The 21,224-nt window shown below is 72.8% G+C and carries 21 protein-coding genes and 1 pseudogene; 8 read left to right on the top strand and 14 right to left on the bottom strand.

Annotated features, from left to right (window positions below; all coding sequences use genetic code 11):
* Positions 1–75 precede the first annotated feature (75 nt).
* Positions 76–516 (bottom strand): ATP-binding protein, encoded by a 441-nt coding sequence (locus tag OG594_RS33810; RefSeq protein ID WP_266606182.1) that lies wholly within the window; start codon positions 514–516, stop codon positions 76–78.
* A 129-nt stretch (positions 517–645) separates the two neighbouring features.
* On the bottom strand, positions 646–1,191 hold the full coding sequence (locus OG594_RS33805; RefSeq protein ID WP_266606181.1) for a thiamine pyrophosphate-dependent enzyme: 546 nt from the start codon (positions 1,189–1,191) through the stop codon (positions 646–648).
* An 88-nt stretch (positions 1,192–1,279) separates the two neighbouring features.
* Here OG594_RS33805 and OG594_RS33800 point away from each other — a divergent pair.
* Positions 1,280–1,486, top strand: a pseudogene (locus OG594_RS33800) (winged helix-turn-helix transcriptional regulator); the annotation flags it as partial.
* 69 nt (positions 1,487–1,555) lie between these two features.
* Positions 1,556–1,996, top strand: coding sequence for a GNAT family N-acetyltransferase (locus OG594_RS33795; RefSeq protein ID WP_266606180.1), 441 nt, complete (start codon positions 1,556–1,558; stop codon positions 1,994–1,996).
* An 11-nt stretch (positions 1,997–2,007) separates the two neighbouring features.
* Here the strand turns inward: OG594_RS33795 and OG594_RS33790 are convergent, their stop codons facing one another.
* Positions 2,008–3,117, bottom strand: coding sequence for a serine hydrolase (locus tag OG594_RS33790; RefSeq protein ID WP_266606179.1), 1,110 nt, complete (start codon positions 3,115–3,117; stop codon positions 2,008–2,010).
* 211 nt (positions 3,118–3,328) lie between these two features.
* On the opposite strand from OG594_RS33790, the gene OG594_RS33785 reads away from it, so the two are divergent.
* Positions 3,329–3,526 carry a hypothetical protein gene (locus tag OG594_RS33785; protein WP_266606178.1) on the top strand — a complete coding sequence of 66 codons (198 nt, stop codon included), beginning with the start codon at positions 3,329–3,331 and terminating at the stop codon, positions 3,524–3,526.
* A gap of 175 nt (positions 3,527–3,701) precedes the next feature.
* On the opposite strand, the gene OG594_RS33780 is transcribed toward OG594_RS33785, so the two are convergent.
* The 3 genes from OG594_RS33780 to OG594_RS33770 all read right to left on the bottom strand — a co-directional run bounded on the left by OG594_RS33780 (position 3,702) and on the right by OG594_RS33770 (position 7,303).
* Positions 3,702–5,168, bottom strand: coding sequence for a protein phosphatase 2C domain-containing protein (locus OG594_RS33780; protein ID WP_266606177.1), 1,467 nt, complete (start codon positions 5,166–5,168; stop codon positions 3,702–3,704).
* Between the two features lie 102 nt (positions 5,169–5,270).
* Positions 5,271–6,527, bottom strand: coding sequence for a hypothetical protein (locus OG594_RS33775; protein ID WP_266606176.1), 1,257 nt, complete (start codon positions 6,525–6,527; stop codon positions 5,271–5,273).
* Positions 6,524–7,303 (bottom strand): hypothetical protein, encoded by a 780-nt coding sequence (locus OG594_RS33770; protein ID WP_266606175.1) that lies wholly within the window; start codon positions 7,301–7,303, stop codon positions 6,524–6,526. Before OG594_RS33770 ends, OG594_RS33775 begins: the two co-directional genes overlap by 4 nt.
* Before the next feature lie 365 nt (positions 7,304–7,668).
* Here OG594_RS33770 and OG594_RS33765 point away from each other — a divergent pair, with 365 nt between their 5' ends.
* The 4 genes from OG594_RS33765 (at position 7,669) to OG594_RS33750 (ending at position 10,492) form a co-directional block, all read left to right on the top strand.
* Positions 7,669–8,646 carry a helix-turn-helix domain-containing protein gene (locus tag OG594_RS33765; RefSeq protein WP_266606682.1) on the top strand — a complete coding sequence of 326 codons (978 nt, stop codon included), beginning with the start codon at positions 7,669–7,671 and terminating at the stop codon, positions 8,644–8,646.
* A 24-nt stretch (positions 8,647–8,670) separates the two neighbouring features.
* Positions 8,671–9,153, top strand: a complete 483-nt coding sequence (locus OG594_RS33760) for a DUF456 domain-containing protein (protein ID WP_266606174.1) — start codon at positions 8,671–8,673, stop codon at positions 9,151–9,153.
* Positions 9,154–9,517: 364 nt separating this feature from the next.
* Entirely contained in the window at positions 9,518–9,889 is a 372-nt protein-coding gene (locus OG594_RS33755; protein WP_266606173.1) for a PPOX class F420-dependent oxidoreductase, read from the top strand.
* A 228-nt stretch (positions 9,890–10,117) separates the two neighbouring features.
* Complete coding sequence (locus OG594_RS33750) at positions 10,118–10,492, top strand: hypothetical protein (protein ID WP_266606172.1); 375 nt, start codon at positions 10,118–10,120, stop codon at positions 10,490–10,492.
* 57 nt (positions 10,493–10,549) lie between these two features.
* Here OG594_RS33750 and rsgA read toward each other — a convergent pair whose 3' ends face one another.
* Complete coding sequence (gene rsgA / locus OG594_RS33745) at positions 10,550–11,665, bottom strand: ribosome small subunit-dependent GTPase A (protein ID WP_266606171.1); 1,116 nt, start codon at positions 11,663–11,665, stop codon at positions 10,550–10,552.
* A 359-nt stretch (positions 11,666–12,024) separates the two neighbouring features.
* Between rsgA and OG594_RS33740 the strand changes: the two genes are divergently transcribed.
* Positions 12,025–12,498: an HIT family protein gene (locus OG594_RS33740; protein ID WP_266606170.1), complete on the top strand. Its 474-nt coding sequence runs from the start codon at positions 12,025–12,027 to the stop codon at positions 12,496–12,498.
* 16 nt (positions 12,499–12,514) lie between these two features.
* Here OG594_RS33740 and OG594_RS33735 read toward each other — a convergent pair whose 3' ends face one another.
* The 7 genes from OG594_RS33735 to OG594_RS33705 all read right to left on the bottom strand — a co-directional run bounded on the left by OG594_RS33735 (position 12,515) and on the right by OG594_RS33705 (position 21,128).
* Entirely contained in the window at positions 12,515–12,934 is a 420-nt protein-coding gene (locus OG594_RS33735; RefSeq protein WP_266606169.1) for a hypothetical protein, read from the bottom strand.
* Complete coding sequence (locus tag OG594_RS33730) at positions 12,931–14,160, bottom strand: hypothetical protein (protein ID WP_266606168.1); 1,230 nt, start codon at positions 14,158–14,160, stop codon at positions 12,931–12,933. The genes OG594_RS33735 and OG594_RS33730 overlap by 4 nt, the downstream gene beginning before the upstream one ends.
* A 145-nt stretch (positions 14,161–14,305) precedes the next feature.
* Positions 14,306–15,559: an OmpA family protein gene (locus tag OG594_RS33725; protein ID WP_266606167.1), complete on the bottom strand. Its 1,254-nt coding sequence runs from the start codon at positions 15,557–15,559 to the stop codon at positions 14,306–14,308.
* Positions 15,556–16,455 (bottom strand): hypothetical protein, encoded by a 900-nt coding sequence (locus OG594_RS33720; RefSeq protein ID WP_266606166.1) that lies wholly within the window; start codon positions 16,453–16,455, stop codon positions 15,556–15,558. The genes OG594_RS33725 and OG594_RS33720 overlap by 4 nt, the downstream gene beginning before the upstream one ends.
* Positions 16,456–16,518: 63 nt before the next feature.
* Positions 16,519–18,867 carry a hypothetical protein gene (locus OG594_RS33715; RefSeq protein ID WP_266606165.1) on the bottom strand — a complete coding sequence of 783 codons (2,349 nt, stop codon included), beginning with the start codon at positions 18,865–18,867 and terminating at the stop codon, positions 16,519–16,521.
* On the bottom strand, positions 18,864–19,517 hold the full coding sequence (locus OG594_RS33710) for a toll/interleukin-1 receptor domain-containing protein (RefSeq protein WP_266606164.1): 654 nt from the start codon (positions 19,515–19,517) through the stop codon (positions 18,864–18,866). The genes OG594_RS33715 and OG594_RS33710 overlap by 4 nt, the downstream gene beginning before the upstream one ends.
* Before the next feature lie 282 nt (positions 19,518–19,799).
* A complete protein-coding gene (locus OG594_RS33705) occupies positions 19,800–21,128 on the bottom strand; it encodes a helix-turn-helix domain-containing protein (RefSeq protein WP_266606163.1) in 1,329 nt (442 codons plus the stop codon).
* Positions 21,129–21,224: the final 96 nt, after the last annotated feature.

Genomic DNA, 21,224 nt, shown 5'->3' with positions numbered 1-21,224 from the left:
CGTACGGGAGAACCCCCACGGGGCCCGCCTGCTCAGGCGGGCCCTTCGTCGTGCAGCACGTCGTCCGGGCCCGCGCTACGACGCGTCGTGCCGTCCGTCGAGCTCGAACCACACCACCTTGCCGCTGCCCAGGGCGAGCGCGTCCACGCCCCAGTCGTCGGCGAGCGCCTGCACCAGCACGAGTCCCCGGCCGTGCGTACCGTCGTCGGCGGTCGGTACGTACGGCCGGGGCCGGCGTGCGGCGTAGTCCCGGACCTCCACCCGTAACCGGGTGGCGGCGAGGCTCGCGTGCACCTCCGCGCCGCGGTCAGTGTGGACGAGCGCGTTGGTCACGAGCTCGGTGATCAACAACTCGGCCACCTCGGCGGCATCGGTATGGCACCGGTGGCGCATCAACTCCCGCAAGTCCCGGCGGACTTCGCCGATCGCCTTCAGGTCGGCCCGACGTACGCTCCGGGTGATCCGCAGCGTGTCCGCCGCTTCCCCGTCCCCGTCGGCGGACGGCTCGCGCGGCACCGGCCTCCCTCTCCCCCACAGCTTTCCGGTCTTCGCCCCCACCCGCACGGCGATGTCCCTCCCGTGTCCTTGCTCTCGAACAGGTCTACGGGATGCATGCCCCCCGGGCGGTTCCGCACTCCTGCGGGCTCAGGGGCGGGGCGTGTCGGGGAGGTCGGATCGGGCCATCCGGATCACGCGGCCGACCACGCGGTCGCACACGATCTTGCTGGCGGACCGTGCGAATCCGGCCACGGTTTCGGTACTGGTCTTCGGAGGAACCCACAAGGCGGCCGGGTCCGTCGCCCCGCCCACCCGAACGGGTCCCCGATGCCGGAAAGCGTCCTGCACAGCCCCTGTGAGCTGCTTGGGCTTCGCCGAGCCGCCCTCGTACGCGCCCACCGCGCGCACGAGGGCGGCGACGTCGGGGGCCTGGTCCGTCGTCCCGTAGGAGGACAGGCCGGAAACCGACGCCTTCCACTCGGCCTTTCTGTAGGGCGAGTTGTCGAAGAGGACCATTTTGACGGGCAGGTCGTACTGCACGAGGGGGAGGAAATCTCCCCACAGCATTGAGGAACCACCATCGCCCGCCATCGACACCACTTGACGGTTCCGATCGGTGGACCGTGCGCCGCCCGTCGCTCGGGGAAGGAAAGATAGCGCGCCAGCCGCACCTTGCGCATGCCCCTCGGACACGGCGATCCGTCCGCCGCTCCCGCGGCGCTGAACGTGCGCGCGTGGGCCTGCTCCTCGGGGCGGCCCTCAGACCCCCTGACGGAGTGTCGAGACGCTGCACCGGCTGCGGTTCAACGGACTGGTCGACCGGCAGGCACACGCACCCTCACGGGTCGAGTACCAACTCACCGCCCTTGGGCAGAGCTTGCTCGTTCCCATCGACGCCATCGGCGCATGGGCCTTCGAGCACGGCGACGAGGTGATGACCGCCCAGGAAGCCTCGCCCCCCTCAATCGGACGCCGCCGCTGCACGTGACGGGCAGCCGTGGCTCGTCGGCCGGCAAAGGGAGTTGACGTCCCAGGAGTACTCGGGTCTCCTGCTTCGATGCCTGACCTTCGCTTCCGAGAGCCCGACTGCGATGCCGCTCTCAAAGACTGGCAGCACGTCCACAACGTGATCATCCCTACCCACGTCTTGTCGTTGGAGGAGGTGCGGGAACGTTCCGAGCGCCACTGCCTGGAGATCTTGTACCTCGGTGACACCCTCGTGGGCTGCAGCACCGTGCGCCCGCCGACTGATGACACGGCGACGGCGACGGTGATCGCCAGGGTGCTCGCCGCGCACCGTGGACGGGGATTCGGGGAAGCCCTTTATGCGCGCGGGCTCCACCGGGCGCGGGAGCTGGGCGCCCGGGTGATCGAGACCGTCGTCCTGTCATCGAACGATGACGGTCTGCGGTTCGCACTGAAGCACGGGTTCGTCGAGACCGAGCGCTACCTGCTGCCGGGGGACACCGTCCCCTGGATCGACTTGCGGCTTTCCTGACCGGTGGCGCCTCAGTCGCACAGGACTGCCGTCTGGGCCTGTTCCAGCGCACGGGTGAGCGGGACGGGCACCTCGTTCTTCAGTTCCGCGCCGAGGTCGTAGAGATTGGCGGCGAAGACCAGTTGGCGTCCGCCGTCGGCGGTGGTGAGGGACATGCTGGTGAAGCCGGGTCCGCTGCCGTCGGTTCCCCAGGCGCTGACCTGCTTGCTGCCCGGTCCCGAGCCGCACGTCACGTCGACGGAGCGCACACCGAGTCCGTACGCCGGCTTGCCGCGGCTCCCCGTCAGGAGTTCACGCTGCTGGGCGGGGCGCAGCAGCTTGCCGGTGAACAGGGCCCGGTGGAAACGGGCCAGGTCGCCGACCGTGGAGATCATGGCGCCGGCGGTCCAGTCGTACGACGGGCTGAACCGGGTGACATCGCGCCCCTTGAGGTCGTAGCCGTGCAGGTGGGGGCCGCGGATGTTCGGGTCGGTCACCGGGAAGGAGGTGTCCTTCAGACCGAGCGGAGCGATGATCCGCCGATGGATTTCGGAGGGTGCGCTGCGCTGCGTGACCGTCTCGATCACCAGACCCGCGAGGAGGTAGTTGGTGTTGGAGTACGCCCAGCCCTCCTTCTCCGTGAACGTCGGCCCGTTCCGTACCGCGCGGGCGATCACCTCGCGGGGCGTGTACACGTAGTCCCAGTCGTGGCGCTCCAGGTAGGGCGCGAAGAACTCCGGCTCGTTGGTGGGGTCGTAGATGGCCGAGGTGTGGTTGAGCAGCTGCCGGACGGTGATGGCCCTGCCGTCGATGCCCTTTCCCCGGACCACGCCGGGCAGCCACGTGTCCACGCTGTCGTCGAGCGAGAGCCGCCCTTCGCCCTCCAGCTGCAGGAGCACCGTCGACACGAACGACTTGGTGTTGCTCGCGATCCGGAACCGCTGGTCCGGCCGGGCCCGCTCGCCGGTCGCCGTGTCCGCGAGCCCGGCCGCCGTCCGCCACTCCCGCTCCCCGCGCCTGGCGTAGGCCACGGCACCGGGGAATCCGTCGGCGACCGTCTGCCCAACGGCCTCCTCAAGGCCGGCGGGCGGTGCGGCCGGCCCCCGCTCCGCCGCGGTCGCGGTCGCGGTCGCGGGGAGCATCCCCACCACCACCGCGCAGATCCCCATCCATAACCCCGCGGCCCGTGCCCGTGAATTCACCGATCAGTCCCGTTCCTGTCGCCTGTACCGTTCCCTCCCCAGCCTGCCGGGCCGCCGCACCACTCGCCCATCCTGCTGCCCCCCGGACCGGCACGGGGGCTGTCCCCACCCCTGGTCCGAGGCGGTCGTCAATCCGTGAAAGGGAAACCGCATGCGCATTCGACGGATCCTCGCCGCCGTCATCGCCACGGCAGCCCTCGCCGGACTCGGCCTCACAAGCGCCGCCACCACGACCGCCGCCGTCACCGGAGCCCTCACTCCGGGTGAGTGCGAGAAGGGCGGCGGAACGGTCGATTGGGCGACCAACACTTGCAAGGGCGGTACGGGCGACGGGCAGCCGGTCGACTGAACCCCACGGGGCGCCCCGCAGCCCCGCGCCGCGGGGCGCTCCGGCGGGAGCATGCTGCAACTTCACCGTTACACCGAAATACGTACCTTCTGCTTGGCCATGAGGGGGGCGCCTTCCCGGTCTCCGGTCCGGTTCTGCGACGCGTGTGCCTCCCATCCAGCCACGGGTGCGCCGGTTACGCCTCCCAGACCGCGGCGGCCGTGCGGTCATCGGCGTACCCCTTGAGGCGGAGCTGGGTGTCCGCGAGGAAGGCCGCGAGGCCCGGCGGCTCCCGCTCGGCCCAGCGGGCGGCGAGCTCCGCCGGGAGCGCGGCCTCCTCCCGCATGGGCTCGGCGAGGCCGCCGGAGCACAGGAGCAGGGTGTCCCCGGGCCGGGCCACGGCGGCGCGGAACCGGAAACTGCTCTCGGCCTCGTCGGCCGGGCCGGTGGCCCCGGTGGCCCCGGTGATCCCGGTCGCGTTCCCGGTCCCTCCGGCGCCGGGCGGTCCGGCCTGTTCCAGGTCCTGCCAGCTGCCCGACCGGAGCCGGAACAGGCCGCCCGCGCCCGCGCCGAAGCACACCCGGGTGCGGCACTGCGGGTCCACCGGGAGCAGGAGCCCGCGGAGCCCTGCGGTGTACGCCGCTTCCGCGTGCCCCAGCTCGGCGGCGCGGGCCCGCAGTCGCCCGTAGCCCCGGTCGGTGAGCCGTTGCAGGCCCGAGCGCAGGGCGTCGCGGCGCCCGGCGCGGATGTCGTCTGCCAGCCGCTCCTGGCTGCGCCCGACGGCGGAGGCGACGGTGCGGCACAGTTCGGCGGCGGCTTCGGCCGCCCCGGGGGCGGCCCGGTCCCCGCCCGCGAGGGCCACTAGGACCAGCGCGTCGTCGCCGCTGCCGAAGCGGGCGGTGAGCAGGAAGTCACGGCGGACCTCACCGCGGTAGCGGGCGGAGTCCCCGCGCAGGGAGGCGGCGCGCAGGGTGTAGGTGCCGTAGCGGGCCCCCTCCAGGACGGTGTCCGGGGTCAGTTCCCCGATGGCGGCCGGGTCGGCGGGCGGGAGGGCGCCCGGTTCGGCGGCGTAGGTCGGAGCGCGGTCGCCCAGGTGGGAGACCGCGGGCCGGACGGCCTCCGGTCCGGCCGCCACCGGCTCGTCCCCGGGCCCTGGCTCGGGCTCGGAACCCGGCCCGGACTCGGCCGCGGGCGCCGGCTGCGGCTGCGGGGCCGGATCGAACCAGGCGTCCGGGCTCGGTGCCTCCGGGTGCCGCACCGGCAGCTCGGGCCCGCGCACCGGTGGTACGGCCACGCCCCCGAGCGCGTACCCCGTGGCGTCGCCCGCCCGGGGATCCCGCGGCGGCGGGAAGTCGGGCAGGGTCGGGGTGGGCGCCGGCTCCCCCTGCCGGGGGCCGGGCAGCAGCGGCTCCGGGGCGCGCGCAGGTTCCGGCGGGCCCGGATCCGGCGCGACGTCCGGTGCCACGTCCGGCGCGGCGTCCGGCGCGAAGTCCGGTGCCGGTCCCGTGGCAGGAGCCGCGGCCGGTGCCGGCGCCGGGTCCGTCGTCACGCCCGCCGCCGAGCGGAACCGCTTGTCCAGGGTGTCCCCCGGGTCGGGTTCCGCTCCCGCGTCCGGGCCCTCGTAGAGCTTCTGCCACCAGTCGTCCGCACCCTGCTGACTCATGGCTCCATTCTCGGCCCCGCACGGGGGCGGAAAACGCCGAATGCACGAAAAGGGTCCGCCGGAGCACCGTCCGCCGGACCCCTCCCGTTCCAGCCGTACGGGTCAGCGCACGTCGTACGCCCGCACGACCGTCTGGGTGACCGTGGCACCCTTCGCGTCGGTCAGTTCGACCTTCAGCGAGACGGGCTTGCCGGAGGCACCGGCGTGGTCGACGACCGCGCTCCACCGGCCGCCGCGCTCGCTCACCTTCGCCCGGGTCCAGCTCTCACCACCGTCGTAGGAGTACGACAGCTCCGCCGACTTCAGGGCGCCCGGGGCGTAGCCCGCGTGGCCGGTGACGCCGAGCCCGATGCTCTGGCCGTCCGCCGCCGCGACCGTCTTCATCCCGTCCAACGGGACCGCGTACCGCGGGAAGAGGATCCCCAACCCCTGCGAGTACGCCGCGGCGTCGCGCTTCGAGGAGAAGCCCCAGGTGGTCCGCACCGCGGTGGAGCGCTGCCAGACCCGGGCGGGCGGGCCGATCTTCTCGATGGACTGGGTGAGTTCGTACCGGCCCTCCTCGGCGGGCACCTCGAAGACCCCGAACGGGTACCAGCTCTCCCCGACGACCTCGCCGCCCCGCTCGAGCACGAGCGAGCCGATGTCACCGAAGGAGCCCGGCTGCGCGGCGTGGCCGCTGTCGCCCCACAGGGCGGGGGCGAAGCCGATCAGGTCGCCCTGCCGCTCGGCGGCGAGGGTCTCCTTGCCCGCGGTGTCGCGCGGTGCGACCGGGCCGGTGATCCCGTCGTACCACGTGGCCTTGTTCTGCTGCCCCTTGGTGTACGTGCGCTGCTCGCCGACCATGAACTCGCCCCAGGGGAAGCTGCTGGAGAGCAACTGGTCCCAGGCGGTGTCCCCGGCGGAGTGGTACTCGGTGCGCGTGCCCGGAACGGCGACGGTCTCGATCCCGCCGAAGTACACGGCGGTGCCGATCGGCCGGTAGGCGCCAGCCATGTCGATGAAGTCGGCGGCCACGCCCATGGAGTGGTACGTGGACTCGGTCCGTCCGAGGTCGCGGTCGCGCACCCGGTGGGTGCGGCCGCCGCCCGTGACCTCACCGGTCTCGGGGAGGGCGAGGGAGTAGACGTACGGGCTCTGCGACTCTGCCTTCCAGGACAGGGTGACCCTGCCGGTCGCGAGCCCGGCCAGCAGCGCCTTCGCCTCCGCGGTCTCGATGGTCAGCGTGGGCAGCGCGCCGCCCGCGTACCCGGTGAAGGCGGTCCAGCGGCCCGGGGCCGCGCGGTGGGCGAGCACCGCCGTGGCGCCGGCGGCCCGTGCGTTCTGCGCGACCTCGTGCAGTGCCGCGTCGGCGGCCTTCACGAGGACGACCGCGCCCTCGGCGCCCGCCGCGGCGAGTTCGTCGGGGCTGCCGGAGCCCGCGTCGACCAGCGGTGCGCCGCCGGTCCCGTCGAGGTTGTCGCTGCCGGTGGCGCGGTGATCGGGTGGAGCACCGGGCCGCCGACGACCTTCAGCTCGGAGACGAGCGGGGCGGCCGCCCGCCAGTAGGAGGCGAACTCGAAGTCGCCGTCCTCGGCGCGGCCTTCGACGGAGGCGTAGAAGCCGCGGATGGTGCGGCCGCCCATGGCCGTGCCCGCGTGCAGCCACGCGTCGTCCCAGCTGCGGGCGAACCCGAGGGTGGTGTTGCGGGCCTCGACCGGCCGGTCGGCGGCGATGTCCAGGCGCCCGGCCCTACGGGCGTCCAGGACGACGGTGGTGTCCTTCTTGAGTTCGACCTGGGGGCGACCGAGGTAGGTGAGGGAGTCGAGCAGTCTGTCGCCCTCTCCCTCTCCCCCGTCGGGGGTGGCGACGAAGGCGGAGAGGAAGTACGCGCCCGGGCGCACCCGGTAGACCTGGTCCACGGAGCCCTCGTTGAAGCGGCGCTCGCCGGTGGCGTCGTCGGTACCGATCACGTCCAGCGAGGAGGGTCCGGCAGCGGGCCGGCCCGCGCGGTCGACGAGCTTGACGCGCAGGGTCACGGTCTCGGGCTCGACGTAGAGCGAGAAGGGGGTGGAGACGCGCACGCCGTTCGCGGTGGCGGCGGTGCGGCCGGCCGCGTCGGTGGACACCAGGATCCGGTCGCCGGTGACCAGGGTCACCGTGACGGGGGCCGCGGGCTGCTTCCGGCCGCCTCACCGCCGACGAGTGGTCTCTTCCCCGCTCCGGGCGCCCCGTCGGCCGGCTGCGCCGCCGTCGGGCCGATGGCGGTCACGGCCAGGACGGCCGCGCTGGCCGCCCCGAGTGCCGTACGCGATATCGGACGCATCGCTCTCCCCAGGTGAATTCCGGCCAACTGCTGCATTGCACGGCGAAAGCGCCGCGTAAATGGCTTCTGGCCGGCGGATGTTGGTGCTGCGGTGGCGTCACCTTGGCAGAGTGGCGTCGGGTGCGGCGATGATGTCCGCGGCGGGTTTGCGCCGTGGCCGCTTCCCGCCAGGCGCGTGTCGAAGGGTGGGTGGACGGGGTGCTGGGTGCCATAGGCCTGGACGAGGGCCAGGAGTCGGCGTACCGCGCGCTGGTCGCGCTGGGGGCCGCGGAGGTACCCGACCTCGCGCACCGGCTGACGCTGCCGGTGCCGCACACCGAACGGGCCCTGCGCCACCTTGAGCGGCACGGACTGGCGGCGCAGTCCTCGGCCCGGCCCGGACGCTGGGTGGCGGCCCCGCCGGGGGTGGCCCTCGGGGCGCTGCTGACCCAGCAGCGGCACGAGCTGGAGCAGGCGGAGCTGGCGGCGGCGCTGCTGGCCGAGGAGTACCGGGCGGAGGCCACCGAACCGGCGGTGCACGACCTCGTGGAGGTGGTGCAGGGCGCGAGCGCGGTGGCGCACCGCTTCCACCAGATCCAGCTGGGCGCGGAGAAGGAGGTCTGCGCGCTGGTCACCGGCCGGCCGCAGGTGGTGACGGGGACGGACAACGACGCGGAGGACCGGGCTTCGGTGCGCGGGGTCGACTACCGGGTGGTCATCGAGCGGGAGGTGCTGACCCTGCCGAGCGGGATCCGGGAGGCGTCGACGGCGCTGGCACGCGGCGAGCAGATCCGGGTGACGGCCGAGGTCCCGACGAAGCTGGTGATCGCGGACCGGACGCTGGCCATGGTCCCGCTGACGGCCCGCGGGGCGGAGCCGGCGGCGCTGGTGGTGCACGCGTCGGGGCTGTTGGAATCCCTGACCGGCCTGTTCGAGGCGGTGTGGCGGGAGTCGCTGCCGCTTCGGCTGGGGGCGACCGGTTCGGCCGAGGAGGCCGGGGGCAGCCCCGACGCCACGGACCTGGAGATCCTCTCGCTGCTCCTGGCGGGCATGACGGACGCGAGCGTGGCGAAGCACCTGGAGCTGGGGCTGCGGACGGTGCAGCGGCGGGTCAAGGGCCTGATGGAACTGTCCGGGGTGACGACGCGGCTGCAACTGGGCTGGCACGCGTACGAGCGGGGCTGGGTGGCCCGATAGCCCCTGGTCGGTCAGGCTGAGCGCATGGATCTGCCTCAGCTGCTGCTGGTGGGGCTGGTGCTGCTGCTCGGGGTGGTCGGAGTGCTGATCCCGGGTGTGCCGGGCACCTGGCTGGTGTGGGCGGGGCTGTTGTGGTGGGCACTGCACGTGCGCTCGGCGTCGGCGTGGACCCTGCTGGTCGCGGCGACGGCCCTGCTGTTGGTGGTCCAGGTGGTGAAGTGGCTGCTGCCGCCCCGGCGGGTGCGGGGTCTGGGCATCACCTCCCGGATGGTGGTGTTCGCGGGGGCCGGGGCGCTCCTGGGCTTCGTCCTGGTGCCGGTGGTGGGGGCGGTGCCGGGCTTCATGGGCGGCATCTACCTGTGCGAGCGGCTCCGCCTGGGCACCCACGGCGAGGCCTGGGCGTCGGTGCGGGCGGTGATGCGGGCGGTGGGGACGAGCGTGCTGGTGGAACTGTTCGCGTGCCTGGTCCTGGTGGGGGCGTGGGTGGGGGCGGTGGTGGCGCAGTAGGCGCCCGTCGGCCGGCGCGGGAATCCCGGGGTGCGGCCCGTCCGATCGGGGGATACGCTCTCAGCCCCTGACTCGCTCGGTCGTGGAGGCGCCATGGGCACGTCCGTTCCGGGCCCGCCGGCGTTCCCCGCCCCGCAGCCACCGGCGGAGGGCGGCGAGCCGGCCTGCCTCCTGCACCTCGTCTGCGACGCGTGCGGACGCCTGGACACCGCGCGCGGGGCGCACTGCTGCACCCGGTGCAACACCCCGCTCGATGACCCGGGTGCCGTACGCGGAACTCCTGGAGCGGGCCCGCCCGCCGTCCGTGGTGACCTAGGTCCGTAGCCCGATGCGGGGACCGGCCGCGGCTGCGAGGCTGGGCGGTATGACGGACTTCAAGGGTTTCAGCGAGGCCGAACTGGCTTACCTGCGTTCCCAGCACTTGGGCCGCCTGGCCACGGTGGACGCGGCCGGGCAGCCGCAGGCGAACCCGGTGGGTTTCTTCCCGCAGGAGGACGGGACGATCCTGGTGGGCGGAATGGCGATGGGCACGACGAAGAAGTGGCGCAACCTGCACGGGAACCCCCGGCTGTCGCTGGTCGTGGACGACCTGGTGAGCACCCGGCCGTGGCGGGTGCGCGGCATCGAGATCCGGGGCCGCGCCACGCTGGAGACGGGCCCGCACGGGTTGGGGCCCCATTTCAGCCCGGAGGTGATCCGGATCCACCCGGAACGCGTCCACGCGTGGGGGCTCTGACCGTCCCGGGAGCGCGCTCCGCCGGTGTGCGGGTGGCCGGCCGTCGCCGTCCGGCTCCCGGTGCTGACGCTCTGTTTAGGGGCTGAGCAGCGACAGTGGGGGTCGGGGCTTGTGACGCTGTGAGGGGGAGTACCGGTGCCGATCCGGATCAGGGGCCGCGTCATCGTCGATGCCTTGGGGAGTGCCGTTTCCGCGGCCTCGCACGCCATGGCGCCGCAGCGGCGGTCCGTGACCCGCTTACGTCTCACCTGCCTCTACGGCGGGGTGTTCATGGTGGCCGGGACGGCGCTGCTGGCCGTTGTCCACCTGCTCGCGGTGCAGGCCGTGAGCAGGGGCAACGATCCGGTCCTCGAAGTGCGTTCGGAGTACGCGATCGTACTGGCGCCCGCCGGCTGTCCGGAGCCGTCGGACGGCGGGCCGGCCCCCTGTCCGGCCCCCTCGCGGCAGCAGCCCCAGGACTCGCTGGTGGCGGCCACCGCGCTGGTCCTGGCCGCGCTCGTCCCCCTGTCGGCCACCGCGGGATACGTGACGGCGGGGTACGCCCTGTCGCCGCTCCGGCGGATCACCCGCAGCGCACGACGGGCCTCCTGCGAGTCCTCCTGAGGGGTGTCCGGGCGGGGGCGGGGTCCCGGGCCCGCGGCACCCCGCCCCGGCTGCGCGTCAGACGCGGCCGCCCCGCTTCGCGGCGTGGTTGGCCCGGCCCTCCGCCGACTTCAGGCGCCAGTCGCGGCGGATCTCCGACCGCAGCCGGGCGTCGGTCTTGGCGACGATGCGCTGGTTCTCCCGCAGGAGCTTGCGGTAGCTCTCCAGGCGGCGGTCCGCGAGCTCGCCGGATTCCAGTGCGGCCAGCACCGCGCACCCCGGCTCCGCCTCGTGCGCGCAGTCGTGGAAGCGGCAGTGCTCCGCGTACTCCTCGATCTCCGAGAAGACCTGGCCGACTCCGGTCTCGGCGTCCCAGAGCCCGACGCCGCGCAGTCCGGGGGTGTCGATCAGGACGCCGCCGCCCGGCAGGGCGAGCAGGTTGCGCGTGGTGGTCGTGTGCCGGCCCTTGCCGTCGACCTCGCGGGCCGCCTGCACCTCCATGACCTCGGCGCCGAGCAGCGCGTTGGCCAGGGTGGACTTGCCGGCGCCCGAGACGCCGAGCAGCACGCTGGTGCCGTCGCCGACGATCGCGGCCAGCACGTCCGTGCCCTCCCCCGTGAGGGAGGAGACGGTCAGTACCTGGACGCCGGGCGCGGTGGCCTCCACGTCCTGGACCAGGTGCCCGAGCGTCGCCGCGTCCGGGACCAGGTCCGCCTTGGTGAGGACGACCAGCGGCTGCGCGCCCGATTCCCAGGCCAGGGCCAGGAAGCGCTCGATGCGCCCGAGGTCCAGCTCGACGGCGAGGGAGACCGCGATGATGGCGTGGTCGACGTTGGCGGCGAGGATCTGCCCCTCGGACCGCTGGGAGGAGGTGGACCGTACGAAGGCGGTCCGGCGCGGCAGGTACGCCTTCACGTAGCGGGGGTTGCCGGCCGCCTCCACGGCGGCCCAGTCGCCGGTGCAGATGACCCGGAGCGGGTCGTGCGGGGTGACGAAGGCGGTGTCGGCGCGGACGATGCCGTCCGCGGTCATGACGTCGCACTGGCCGCGGTCGACGCGTACGACGCGGCCGGGCAGCAGGCCCTGCTCTGTGTACGGGGCGAACTCGGCCTCCCACGCATCGTCCCAGCCGAGGGGGGCGAGGGCGTGCTGTACGTCGGAGGGAGCGGACGTGTTGAGCGAAGCGTTGAACAAGGGGAACCCTTCGAAGGGTGGCCCCGGCGGCGCGCTCTGCGCGCGGAGGATTCGAGTGGGTGTCAGCCGGAGACCACAGGGGTGGGAACGATGAACTCCTGAATGCGGGCAGCGCCCGTCACCGTGACAGTCATCAATGTCCTCACCTCCTGCTTCTTCTCGACGACCAACACCGCTCGCTCCGGAACGGATGAGCAGAACAGTAGCCCCGCCCCGGGCACGGCGCCACCGATTAAATTCGGGTCCGCACCCCCGCGAGTCGTGCCCCAGTACGCGGGGCGGCTCGATTGGGTTTCGCACACGGGCGCCGTACGGTGACGGGGTGCACCGGCGTGAGGTGAACGGCATGTGGAGGAGCCATGGACCAGCGAGCCGAGGACCGCGGAACGGCGCACGAGACGGCCGGACCCGACCGGCTTCCCGACGGCGACTGTCCGTTCTGCCGCATCGTGGAAGGCGCCGCACCCGCGCACATCCTCCGTGACTGGGCAGGGGCACTGGCCATCAGCCCGCGGGGCGGAGGAGTCACGCCGGGACACGTTCTCGTGCTGCCCAAGACGCACGTCCCCGATGTTGCGGCCGATCCGGCCGTGTCGGCGATGACGATGCGGCACGCGGCCGAAGTCGCCGCGGAGGTGGGTGACTGCAACGTGATCACCTCGCGGGGTGCTGCCGCCACCCAGACGGTTGCCCACCTGCACGTGCACGTGGTGCCGCGCCGTCACGGAGACGGGATCGTGCTGCCGTGGACGAACTCGCCGGCCGGGAACGGCCCTCGGCGGCCGGGCCGGGAGGGGCAGCCCTGGACGGCCCCCCGCCCCGCCGGGCGCTGAGCGGGGCCGCAGGGGGTCAGCTGAGGAAGCTGATCAGCAGACTGGCGGCGGTGGCGAGCACCCCGTAGCAGAACAGCATCGGTCGGGACAGCAGCACGGGCAGCCAGGGTGTTTCGGCGCCGTAGCGGTGGGCGTCCATCGTGAACCGGGGCGGGGGGTCCTGCCCGCCGGCGGCGATCTTCTCGTACAGGCTGCGGAACAGCCGCTCCTGTCGCAGGTAGTAGCCGTCGAGCAGCCAGAACCCGATCGCCACGGCCACGACCACCGGAACCGTCCTCCAGTTCGGGCGGCCGTGCGCCACGGCGATGAGCACGCTGTTGAGCGTGATGCACCAGCCCTTGACCAAGAAGGAGTTGTTGCTGAGCCGGGAGATCACGCTCTGCACCAGCTCGAGGTGCTTGAGGTCCTGCTCGCTCAGGTCCGGCTGCCGGGTCATCCTTCGGGCGCCGTTCCCCGAGTGAGCGGTGCGGGCCCGCCCGGGATGTGGAACTGGCGGTGCAGCTCGCCGACGATGCCTTCCAGCACCTCTTCCAACAGGTGCGGGGAGTACCAGTCCAGCAGATCGGCGTAGTGGTCCAGGACGTGCAAACGCAGCCTGGGCGTGGCGCTTCCGCCGTGTTCCTCGTCGACGGGCAGGACGTACTCCCGTAGCGGCAGCTCCAAGGTACCGGCCAGCCCGGTGTCGGCCCGTTCGTCGATGATCGCGGCGCAGGCGTCGTCCACCACACGGCAGGCGTCGTCAGCGGTCTGCTCCATCGCGGCGAACAGCCGGCCCCAGGAGGCGCTGTGCGCGGTGATGAGCTTCCTCGCCGCCGGCACCACCTTCCGCACCTCGTCCTCGGCGTCGGACAGGGCGCCCTTCGACTCCTTGTGGCTCTCCGCGTACGGATTGTGCGCGAGGACCGTGGTGGTGAGGGTGGCGAGGCTGAGCGCGATGAGGACGAAGACCGCCATGAGGTAGCCGTTCTCCCCGAACGTCTCGGTGACCTGCCCGCTCTGCTTCGCACGGCTGTGGGCGGTCGCCGCGAGCAGGCCGATGAGCAGCGCGTTGGCGAGCGCAGGCAGGGCCAGGCCGGGCCAGGGAAGGGCGTCGGGCTGCCGGGTCTGCGCCTGCGGCCCGTCCAACCGCCACAGATGCCACCACGCCGCCCGGGGGCTGCGCCGGGTGCGCTCGGTGCGACGGCCCTGGCGCACCCGTCGTCGGAACAGCGAACGTGCGAGGACGGAAGCCAGGGCGAACTGCAGGCAGGACACCCCGATCGCAGCCAGGTAGCCGAACCCGCGGATCACGGTGGTCCAGAAGCCGTCCGAGTCCTGCAGGTCCAGGAGCCGGACCACGGCCTCCCCGACGAAGGGCAGCTCGAACAGCACGCTGAGCACGAGCATGACCCACTGGAGCCACACCCAGGGCTGCCGGCCGCCGCGCAGGCCCTCCGGCCCGTCCGCGGCGTGCCGGTCCTGCACCTTCTTGACGTCGTCCCGTGCCCGGCCCGCCGAGCGGTGGGCCGTGAACCGTTCGACGACGTCGATCGCTTCCAGCGCGGAGTGGAACGTTTCGTGGAGTGCGGTGCCCATGTCGCCGAGGGAGGGCTGGGCCGCGGCCAGGCCGGCGTTGCCCCGCGTGAAGGCGCGCGTCAGCGCCGCGCGCTCCTGGCTGTCCACGGGGTCCACCGGACGTCCGGCCGGGCGGTGCCCGTTGCGGTCGACGAGCGGGAGGAGGGGCCTGGAGCAGGGTATCGGCGACTCGCGCGGACCCGCCCGTCCAGAACCGTTGCTGCCGTTGACGTTCATGGCTGGAGGTCCGACCTCATTTCCAAAAGATGCGGATGTCCACGCGGCGGTCGCACTGCAACCGCTCGTGGGCGGACACGTCCCCGGTGGGACGGTCAGAGGGACACCCCGGGGACACGCCCCGGCCGTACGCCGCGACGCTCGACCGGGGTACCCCGCGCTCGACGAGCACCTCGGCCACGGCGTCCGCGCGGCTCTGGGAGAGCGACCGGTCGTTGCCGGATCCGCCGCGCAGGTCGACGTATCCGTCGACCTCGACGCGGTCGAGCCCCGGTGTGGTGCGGGCCCGGACGGCGATGTCGGTGAGCGGCTCCACGGCCGCCGGGCGCAGCCGTGCCGAGTCGGTGTCGAACAACGCGGCGCCCGGCAACGCATACGTCTGGGAGCGACCGTCGCGGTACGGCACCACGGGGTCGGCCGGGACCGGGCCGGTGGCGGCCGGAGCCGGCGCCGAGCCGACCGGGGCATCGCTGGTGGTGCAGGACGCCCCGGTGGCGCCCGCGCGCTCGCAGAGCGATGTCCACAGGCGACTGAGCCAGGCGCGCTGGGCCTGGTTCGCCGACGGCTGTGCTCCGGCCGAGTGGCCCAGGCCCACGAACGTGACGTTGACGCCGCCCAGGTCGGGCAGTTCGGAGAACTCTCCCTTGGTGGCGCACACCGACGCGATGGCCTTGACCTCGGTTTCGGAGTCGAAGGTTGCCTGACGCAGGTCGGCACAGCCGCCTGTGGACAGGCCGTCGCTCAGCACCACGAGCCGCCGCGGTCCCTCGACGTCCTGCAACAGGCCGGCGCCCGTCGTCAGGGCGGCCAGGACATCGGTGCCGCCGCGGGCGGGGACCACGCGCTGGGCGGTGGTGACGTCCTCGGCGAGGCAGCGGATCGCAGCGTCCCGGTTGGCCTTCTGGTTGCCGGAGTTCCGCGCGCTCTCCTTCCAGTTGGCGGACCGCTTCTGGACGGTCCAGTCGACGTCTCCGGGAGCGCCCGCGAAGGTGCCGACGGAGAAGGTGTCGCCCGCCTCGACCCTCTCCTCCAGCAGGGCGTCGACCGCTCGGGCGTAGTCGGGGCCCCCGGTGCCGGACGCGGCACCGCGCACGGACGCCGAGCCGTCGACGAGGATCACGGTGCTGCCCGCGCGGGGGGCGGGGTCCTGGTCCTCCATCCAGGTGCAGCCCGTCCTCGGGTCGTCCGTGCCGCAACCGGTGAGCAGGAGGGCGAGCAGGCCGACCGGGGCCAGGGATCCGACCGCGCGGGTGCCGGCGGACGTCCTCACAGCTCGGACCCCTCCGACATGACGACGTCCTCGACCCAGGAACCCGGGCTGAGCCCCATCTCCCTGCGGAAGGCGTTGATCGCCGTGTCGTACGCGGCGGCGAACTCGTACATGCCGGAACGCTGGTGCGCGCTGCTCGCGCCCTCGAGCGCGTGCAGCAGCGCCTCGACGCTGGTGAGCCGGTCCTTGCGCAGCGCCGACATCACCACATGGAACCCCTCGTCGGCGAAGGTGGCCGCGAACGGCACCAGCAGGCGCCGCTTGTGCGCGTCGAGTTCGCCGAGCAGCTCCAGGTCCCTGATCACTTCGAGCCAGGTCTCGGTGAGCTGCTGCGCGCGTTTCGCCCTGCGCTTACCGACCCGCAGCGTCTCCTTCAGCGTCAGCTCCTCCAGGTGGTGCTTCAGCATGTGCTCACGCACCTCCGGGTCCACCCGCACCCGGACCGACGGCGTACAGCGGATGAGGCCCTCCGCGTCGTCGAAGCACCAGTTGCCGTCCGTCGAGAGCTTGGTGTTGATCGCCTGCTCGGCCGCGACCGGGTCGTCAGGAGCGCAGGCACGCGCGGCCGTCCAGGCGACCCGGAGCAGCTCCTCCCGCGCCGTCGCCTCGTGCGGACCGACACGGGTCTTCAGGGTGTCCCGGGGCATCTCCCTGCTGCTCCACCGGAAGGTGGGAAAGACCTGGAAGGAGAACACGTCGCCGTGGGCCGCCATGGGGAGCGGCTTCTCCTGCGGCGACTGCACGGACACCCTCTTGCGGGGTCCCGCTCCGTCGGTGTCGTGGTCGGACCCGACGTCCTCCACCTCCGGCTCGCTGGTGTCGTCGTCCTTCGAACGCCACCACCTGCGTAGTGCTTCGCGCACGGTGGCGAGCAGGCCCTTGGACCGTCGTCGCATGGCTGATCCTCCTGTGATCGGTTCGAGTGCGGGATGGTGCCCGAGCGGGCGGTGGATCGGCGCTCAAGGTCGACGCCGGCGGATCGCGCGCAGTACGCGTCGTACGCACGGGGCGGCCGGGTTCCGCCGCGCCATGCGGGCGACGTGGAATCCGGCTCGGTGAAGGAGCTCGTCGGATGCGGCGCGCGGCACGAACCCCGCCAGGAACAGGCCCAGTTCCCCGTCCCTGTCGCCGGCCAGGAGCCACTGCTCCAGCAAGGCCCATGCCAGCCCCGAGTAGGCCGGGTCGACCAGCGCGTGCCGCCACAGGAGCAGCAGGGACGCCTCGCGTTCGGGGTTCTCCATCGCTTGGTGGGCGAGCTTCGGCCGGGACGGCAGCTCGGGCCCGACGGTGTACGGGCCGAGCACGATCAGGGTCCCCACGGCATGCCGGAGCGGGGACGCTTCGTTGTCCGGACGTCGGACCCACCGGCCGAGGGCGTCGGCGACCGGTTCGGCGCCGTCGGGCGTCAGGAAGAGCGCGGCGGTCGCGTAGGCGACGGAGGCGTAGCGGACGGGCGTGCGCCGGCTGCCCAGTGCCTCCAGCGCCTCCAGCGCGCCCGGAACGTCCCGGGTGCCCACCAGCGTGCCGTAGGCCCGGGCCGCGCTGTCCTGCAACTGCGGTGCGGGGCTGCGGGCCCAGTCGACGACCTGCCGGTCGATCCGCGCCGTCAACCAGGAGTCCCCGGACCCGACGGCCACGGCGAGGGCCAGGGCGGCGTACTGCCGGTCCCGTGCCGACCTGCTGCGGGCCCAGATCTGCACGAGGTCCCGGTAGACGCTGTCGAAGTCGAGGCGCAGGAGAAGGCCGGCGATCACCGCGGCCCGTGACCGGACCCGCTCCAGCCGGTCTTCGGCCAGCTTCTGCAGCCACCGCAGCAGCGGGGCCCGCAGCCACCCGGGCCCGTGCCAGACGACCTCGATCACGGTCGACATCAACTCCGGTTCCGCGAGCCGGACTCGGCGCGGATTGCTGGGCGGGCCGGCGTCCGGTGCCGCAGCGACGCCCGCTCCGGTCTCGACCAACTGGTCGAGGATCAGATCGAAGACCCGGCGTTCGGGAGCGGCTTCGCGGGTCTCGGCCCGCTGCACCTCGTCACAGAGCAGCGTCCCCACCCGGATGAAGTCGGACAGCGGCAGGCCGTCGCACAGGACGTAGGCGATGCGCAGGGGCTGCTGGTGGGGGTCGAGGACCGCGTCGGTGGCCGGGGCGGTCAGACCGATCAGGGTCCTGGCCATGGTGCGCAGCCGGTTGCGCCAGGCGCCGAAGGCCTGGCCCAGTTCCTCCGGGGGACGGTGCAGGAAAGTGGCCAGCGTGCCCGCCAGGGACACCGCCTCGCGAACCGGCAGGCCCGCACCGAGTTCGTCCTCCACGCGCGGGTCCCGGAGGACGTCCCGCAGGTACGCCTCCAGGGCGTGCTGCGGGCAGTCCCCCTCCTCGTGTCCCTGGGCACGGTGCTTCTGGAGCTCGTGCTCCAGATGCGCCTCGAGCACCTTCTTCAGGTCGGGCCCGGTGTGCCGGAACGCGTACGGTGACAGCGCGTCGAGCTCGGCTCCGAGGTTCTCCGCGATCAGTACCACGTGCGCCCCGATCGTGCCCGCCCGCAGCGCCAGGGCCTCCAGCGCGGCCGGTGCGGGCAGCTCGGTGCCCAGGTCCAGCACGATGCCGTGCCCCCGGGTGAGGTGTCGATCGGCCTGCTCGGCCAGGGCCTGTGCCAGCCCGGCACCCCCGCTGTACAGGACGGCGACCCGGTCACTGCCGCAGGCGTCGGCCAGGAGGACCCGGGCCGTGGTGTCCCGCCCGCTGCCCCGCGCCCCGATCAGGACGACGAGGTGATTCCTCGTCAGACAGTCGGCCATCGGCTGGTGATCGGGAACGGGGGCGCGCTGGTACAGACGGTGGCGCTGCTGGACGTCCCGGGCGTCCAGGGGGGTCTGCTGGAACTCGACGGGCTGCGGTCCGCCCAGGTTGAGTGACAGGGCGGTGTTGTGGTGCCCGCCGTAGGTGTTCGCGTTGCCGGTGGACTGGCGGATGAGGAAGGAGAACTGGTCACTGGAGATCAGCTCGGCCGCATCGCCCTCGTCCTGTCCGGCTCGGGGTGGACGCGGTCCCGAGGGCTGCGCGTCGTCGAAGTGCGGGACGCCCGTCGCCCCCTGGCGGTCGTCCCGGGCGCCGCCGCCCCCTTGAGGTCCGGGGGGCTCGCCGGGGTACGGACCCTCGGCAGGACCCCCCGGCGGGGCGGTCGGGGGCGCGCCCGGGACGGCGGGGCCGTCGTGCTGGTACGGGGCCTGCGCGGGGAAGTCCGTGTCGGAGGCGGCAGGGCCGGCACCGTCGTGGCGGTCCTCCGCCGGAGGGTCTGCTGTCGTGCTCACGGGCGCTCCTGGTCGTCGTCCTCGGGGTCGGGTGCCGGGACCGCGGCGGTGCCGCGATAGTCGTTGATCGTGTTCTGCCGGCCGCCGAAGACGGCGTTGACGCCGTTCATCCGATCGATGGTGAAGGTGGTTCCGCCGTCGGCCCCCGCGCCGCCGTCCTCGCGGCTGCGCCGCACGGGACGCAGCTCGGGGACCTCCGCGCGGATCGCGTCGAAGAGCGGCGGGAAGTCGATGTGCTCCTGGTGGGGGCGGAAGTAGACGGCCTGCTGATAGCTCAGGGACCGGATGTCGTCCGGCAGTTCATCGATGCCCGGGAGCTTCGCGCCGTCGACCAGAACGGGCATGACGGGCAGCTTGTACGCGAGGGCGAGGGCGATCTCCTTGCGGACCCAGTCTTCTTCGCGGTCGATGCAACGGCGGCCGGCGTCGTCCCGCACGGATGCCCAGTGGGCTCCCATGACCACGAGCAGGAGGTCGCACTTCCTGATGCCTCGTTCGAGCTGCTCGCGGTAGTCGCGGCCCGCGCGGAGGCTGCGCTGGTCCCGGAACGCCGCCTGCCCGCCGAACTCGTTGCGGAGGGCGGTGTCGATGTGCGGGCCGGTGGCACCGGTATCGGCGCGACGGAAATTGGTGAAGACGTAGGGGGCCATCTTGGTCCTCGTTCTGCGATGGAAGAGACGGGCGGTCCGCGCCTTCGCCCCGGGCGGGCGCAAGGGTCGCCGAGCGACTGGGAGCGGTGCGTAAACCTGACGTTTTCAGTCACCCGGAGGGTGGTCAACGGTGTTGCCTGGGGACACTTCTGCCGGCAACAGGACACGAGCGGTGCACGGAGGTGCGCACGGATGCGCGATGTTGTTGGCGTCCGGTGGCGTGCGGAACTTCCGCGTGCGGTGGACCTGTTGGGCTCTGAGCGGCGACGTCGTGCAGGTGGGTCAGTCTCCTGAGCTGCCGGATGCGTGCGGTACGAGGTTGCCGCTCAGGCTGGCGGCGATGACGGGAAGGACGTCGCGGACCACGGCGCGCCTGCTCCGGCTGGTGAGCACCGACCGGAGCTGTCTCACGTCGGTCCGTACGGTGGCCGAATCGGTCGTCACGACGTCGCGAGCGGCGGACTCGGCCACCGCACAGCCGCGCTCGACCTCGCCGGCATCGATCAGGGCGAGGGCCAGGCGCGCACTGTGGCGGGCCCTGGCGCGTGCCGCGTGCGGCGCGATGGCGTCCCGGCCGGTGTCGAGCAGGGCGACCGCCTGCTCCGGTCGGCCGAGTTCGCGCAGGCACCAGGCCGTAACGAAGGCGGTGAGGTCGGGAAGGTGCGTGCCGCCGAGGGCCGGAGCGCCGTCCGCCCGTGCCCACGGCTCGTGCACGAGGTCGGCGCCGCGGTCCAGAGCCCGGCGGCAGGCGTCCTCGTCACCGAGGAGTGCGTGCCCTTGAGCCTCGCGCTGCGCGGCCAGCGCTTTGATGCGCAGGCCCTGGGCCCGCGCCCCCGCCGCACGGGCGAGTGCGATGGTGGCGAGCGAGTCGTCCTGGTACAGGGCCAGTTCGGCCCTCCGCAGCAGCGCGTACGCCACGAGCTCCTGGTCCCCGCCGGCCTCGGCGAGCCCGGCCGCATGGTCAGTCCAGCACTGTGCGGCCCGATCGTCACCGGCTTCCTGCCACATCCAGCCGGTGTATTCGGCGAAACGCGCGGCGAGCCGCAGGGCGGCGCCCCGGTGCGCGCGCGGCGCGCCGCGCCCCAGACCCCGGAGGGTGGCGGTCGCCGCGGTGCTCAGCGGGATCACCGCGCCCGGACCGGAGAACTGGCCGAGCCGGCGGTACTCGCGGAAGAGGGTGTGGAACACCGGGAGCACCGATTCCTCCAGCGCGCCCTGCGAAGCGGGGGTGATGACGCTGCGCGCCACGACCGCGGGCGCTCCTGCCGGCGGCAGCTGGGTGAGCGAGCCGTGGGACGTGAAATCGCCTTCTCCGCCGTCGTGCAGGAGGAACGACCAGGGAACCGCGTCCAGGTGCGGTGAGGGGGGTAAGTCCCCGTTCCGCTCCTCGGCGGGTACGGGTGCCAGCAACGCGGCAAGCTCGCCCTGCGCGTGGAGCTTGACGTCGAGCGCTCGGGCGATCCTGCCCTTGGGCGTGGCGAGTCCGCGCTCGATCTTGCTCAAGTACGACTTCGAGATGTAGACCTCGCCGGCCAGTTGGTCCAGCGACTTCTCGGACTCGTGCCTTCTACGGCGCAGTTCTGCGCCGAAGTCCGACCGGGCTGGTGACATGGTGGCTCCCCGCCTTGCTCCGTTGCTGAGCGGATTTTGCCACACCTCGGATGAAGATCATCTATTTAATTGACATGTGCGATCATATGTCCGAAT

Origin of the sequence: Streptomyces sp. NBC_01214 (assembly GCF_026340975.1) — a bacterium.
Taxonomy (GTDB): Bacteria; Actinomycetota; Actinomycetes; order Streptomycetales; family Streptomycetaceae; genus Streptomyces.
Note: the sequence above shows the minus strand (reverse complement) of the source record. Positions and strands in the feature narration are given on the sequence as shown.

Excerpts from the sequence above, each read along its gene's own strand:
- OG594_RS33780 (WP_266606177.1), bottom strand. The coding sequence starts at position 5,168 with ATGAGTCAGCAGGGTGCGGACGACTGGTGGCAGAAGCTCTACGAGGGC.
- OG594_RS33710 (WP_266606164.1), bottom strand. The coding sequence starts at position 19,517 with ATGGCCCCCTACGTCTTCACCAATTTCCGTCGCGCCGATACCGGTGCC.
- OG594_RS33720 (WP_266606166.1), bottom strand. The coding sequence starts at position 16,455 with ATGCGACGACGGTCCAAGGGCCTGCTCGCCACCGTGCGCGAAGCACTA.
- OG594_RS33755 (WP_266606173.1), top strand. The coding sequence starts at position 9,518 with ATGACGGACTTCAAGGGTTTCAGCGAGGCCGAACTGGCTTACCTGCGT.
- OG594_RS33790 (WP_266606179.1), bottom strand. The coding sequence starts at position 3,117 with ATGCTCCCCGCGACCGCGACCGCGACCGCGGCGGAGCGGGGGCCGGCC.
- OG594_RS33705 (WP_266606163.1), bottom strand. The coding sequence starts at position 21,128 with ATGTCACCAGCCCGGTCGGACTTCGGCGCAGAACTGCGCCGTAGAAGG.
- OG594_RS33735 (WP_266606169.1), bottom strand. The coding sequence starts at position 12,934 with ATGACCCGGCAGCCGGACCTGAGCGAGCAGGACCTCAAGCACCTCGAG.
- OG594_RS33740 (WP_266606170.1), top strand. The coding sequence starts at position 12,025 with ATGGACCAGCGAGCCGAGGACCGCGGAACGGCGCACGAGACGGCCGGA.
- OG594_RS33785 (WP_266606178.1), top strand. The coding sequence starts at position 3,329 with ATGCGCATTCGACGGATCCTCGCCGCCGTCATCGCCACGGCAGCCCTC.
- OG594_RS33760 (WP_266606174.1), top strand. The coding sequence starts at position 8,671 with ATGGATCTGCCTCAGCTGCTGCTGGTGGGGCTGGTGCTGCTGCTCGGG.
- OG594_RS33795 (WP_266606180.1), top strand. The coding sequence starts at position 1,556 with ATGCCTGACCTTCGCTTCCGAGAGCCCGACTGCGATGCCGCTCTCAAA.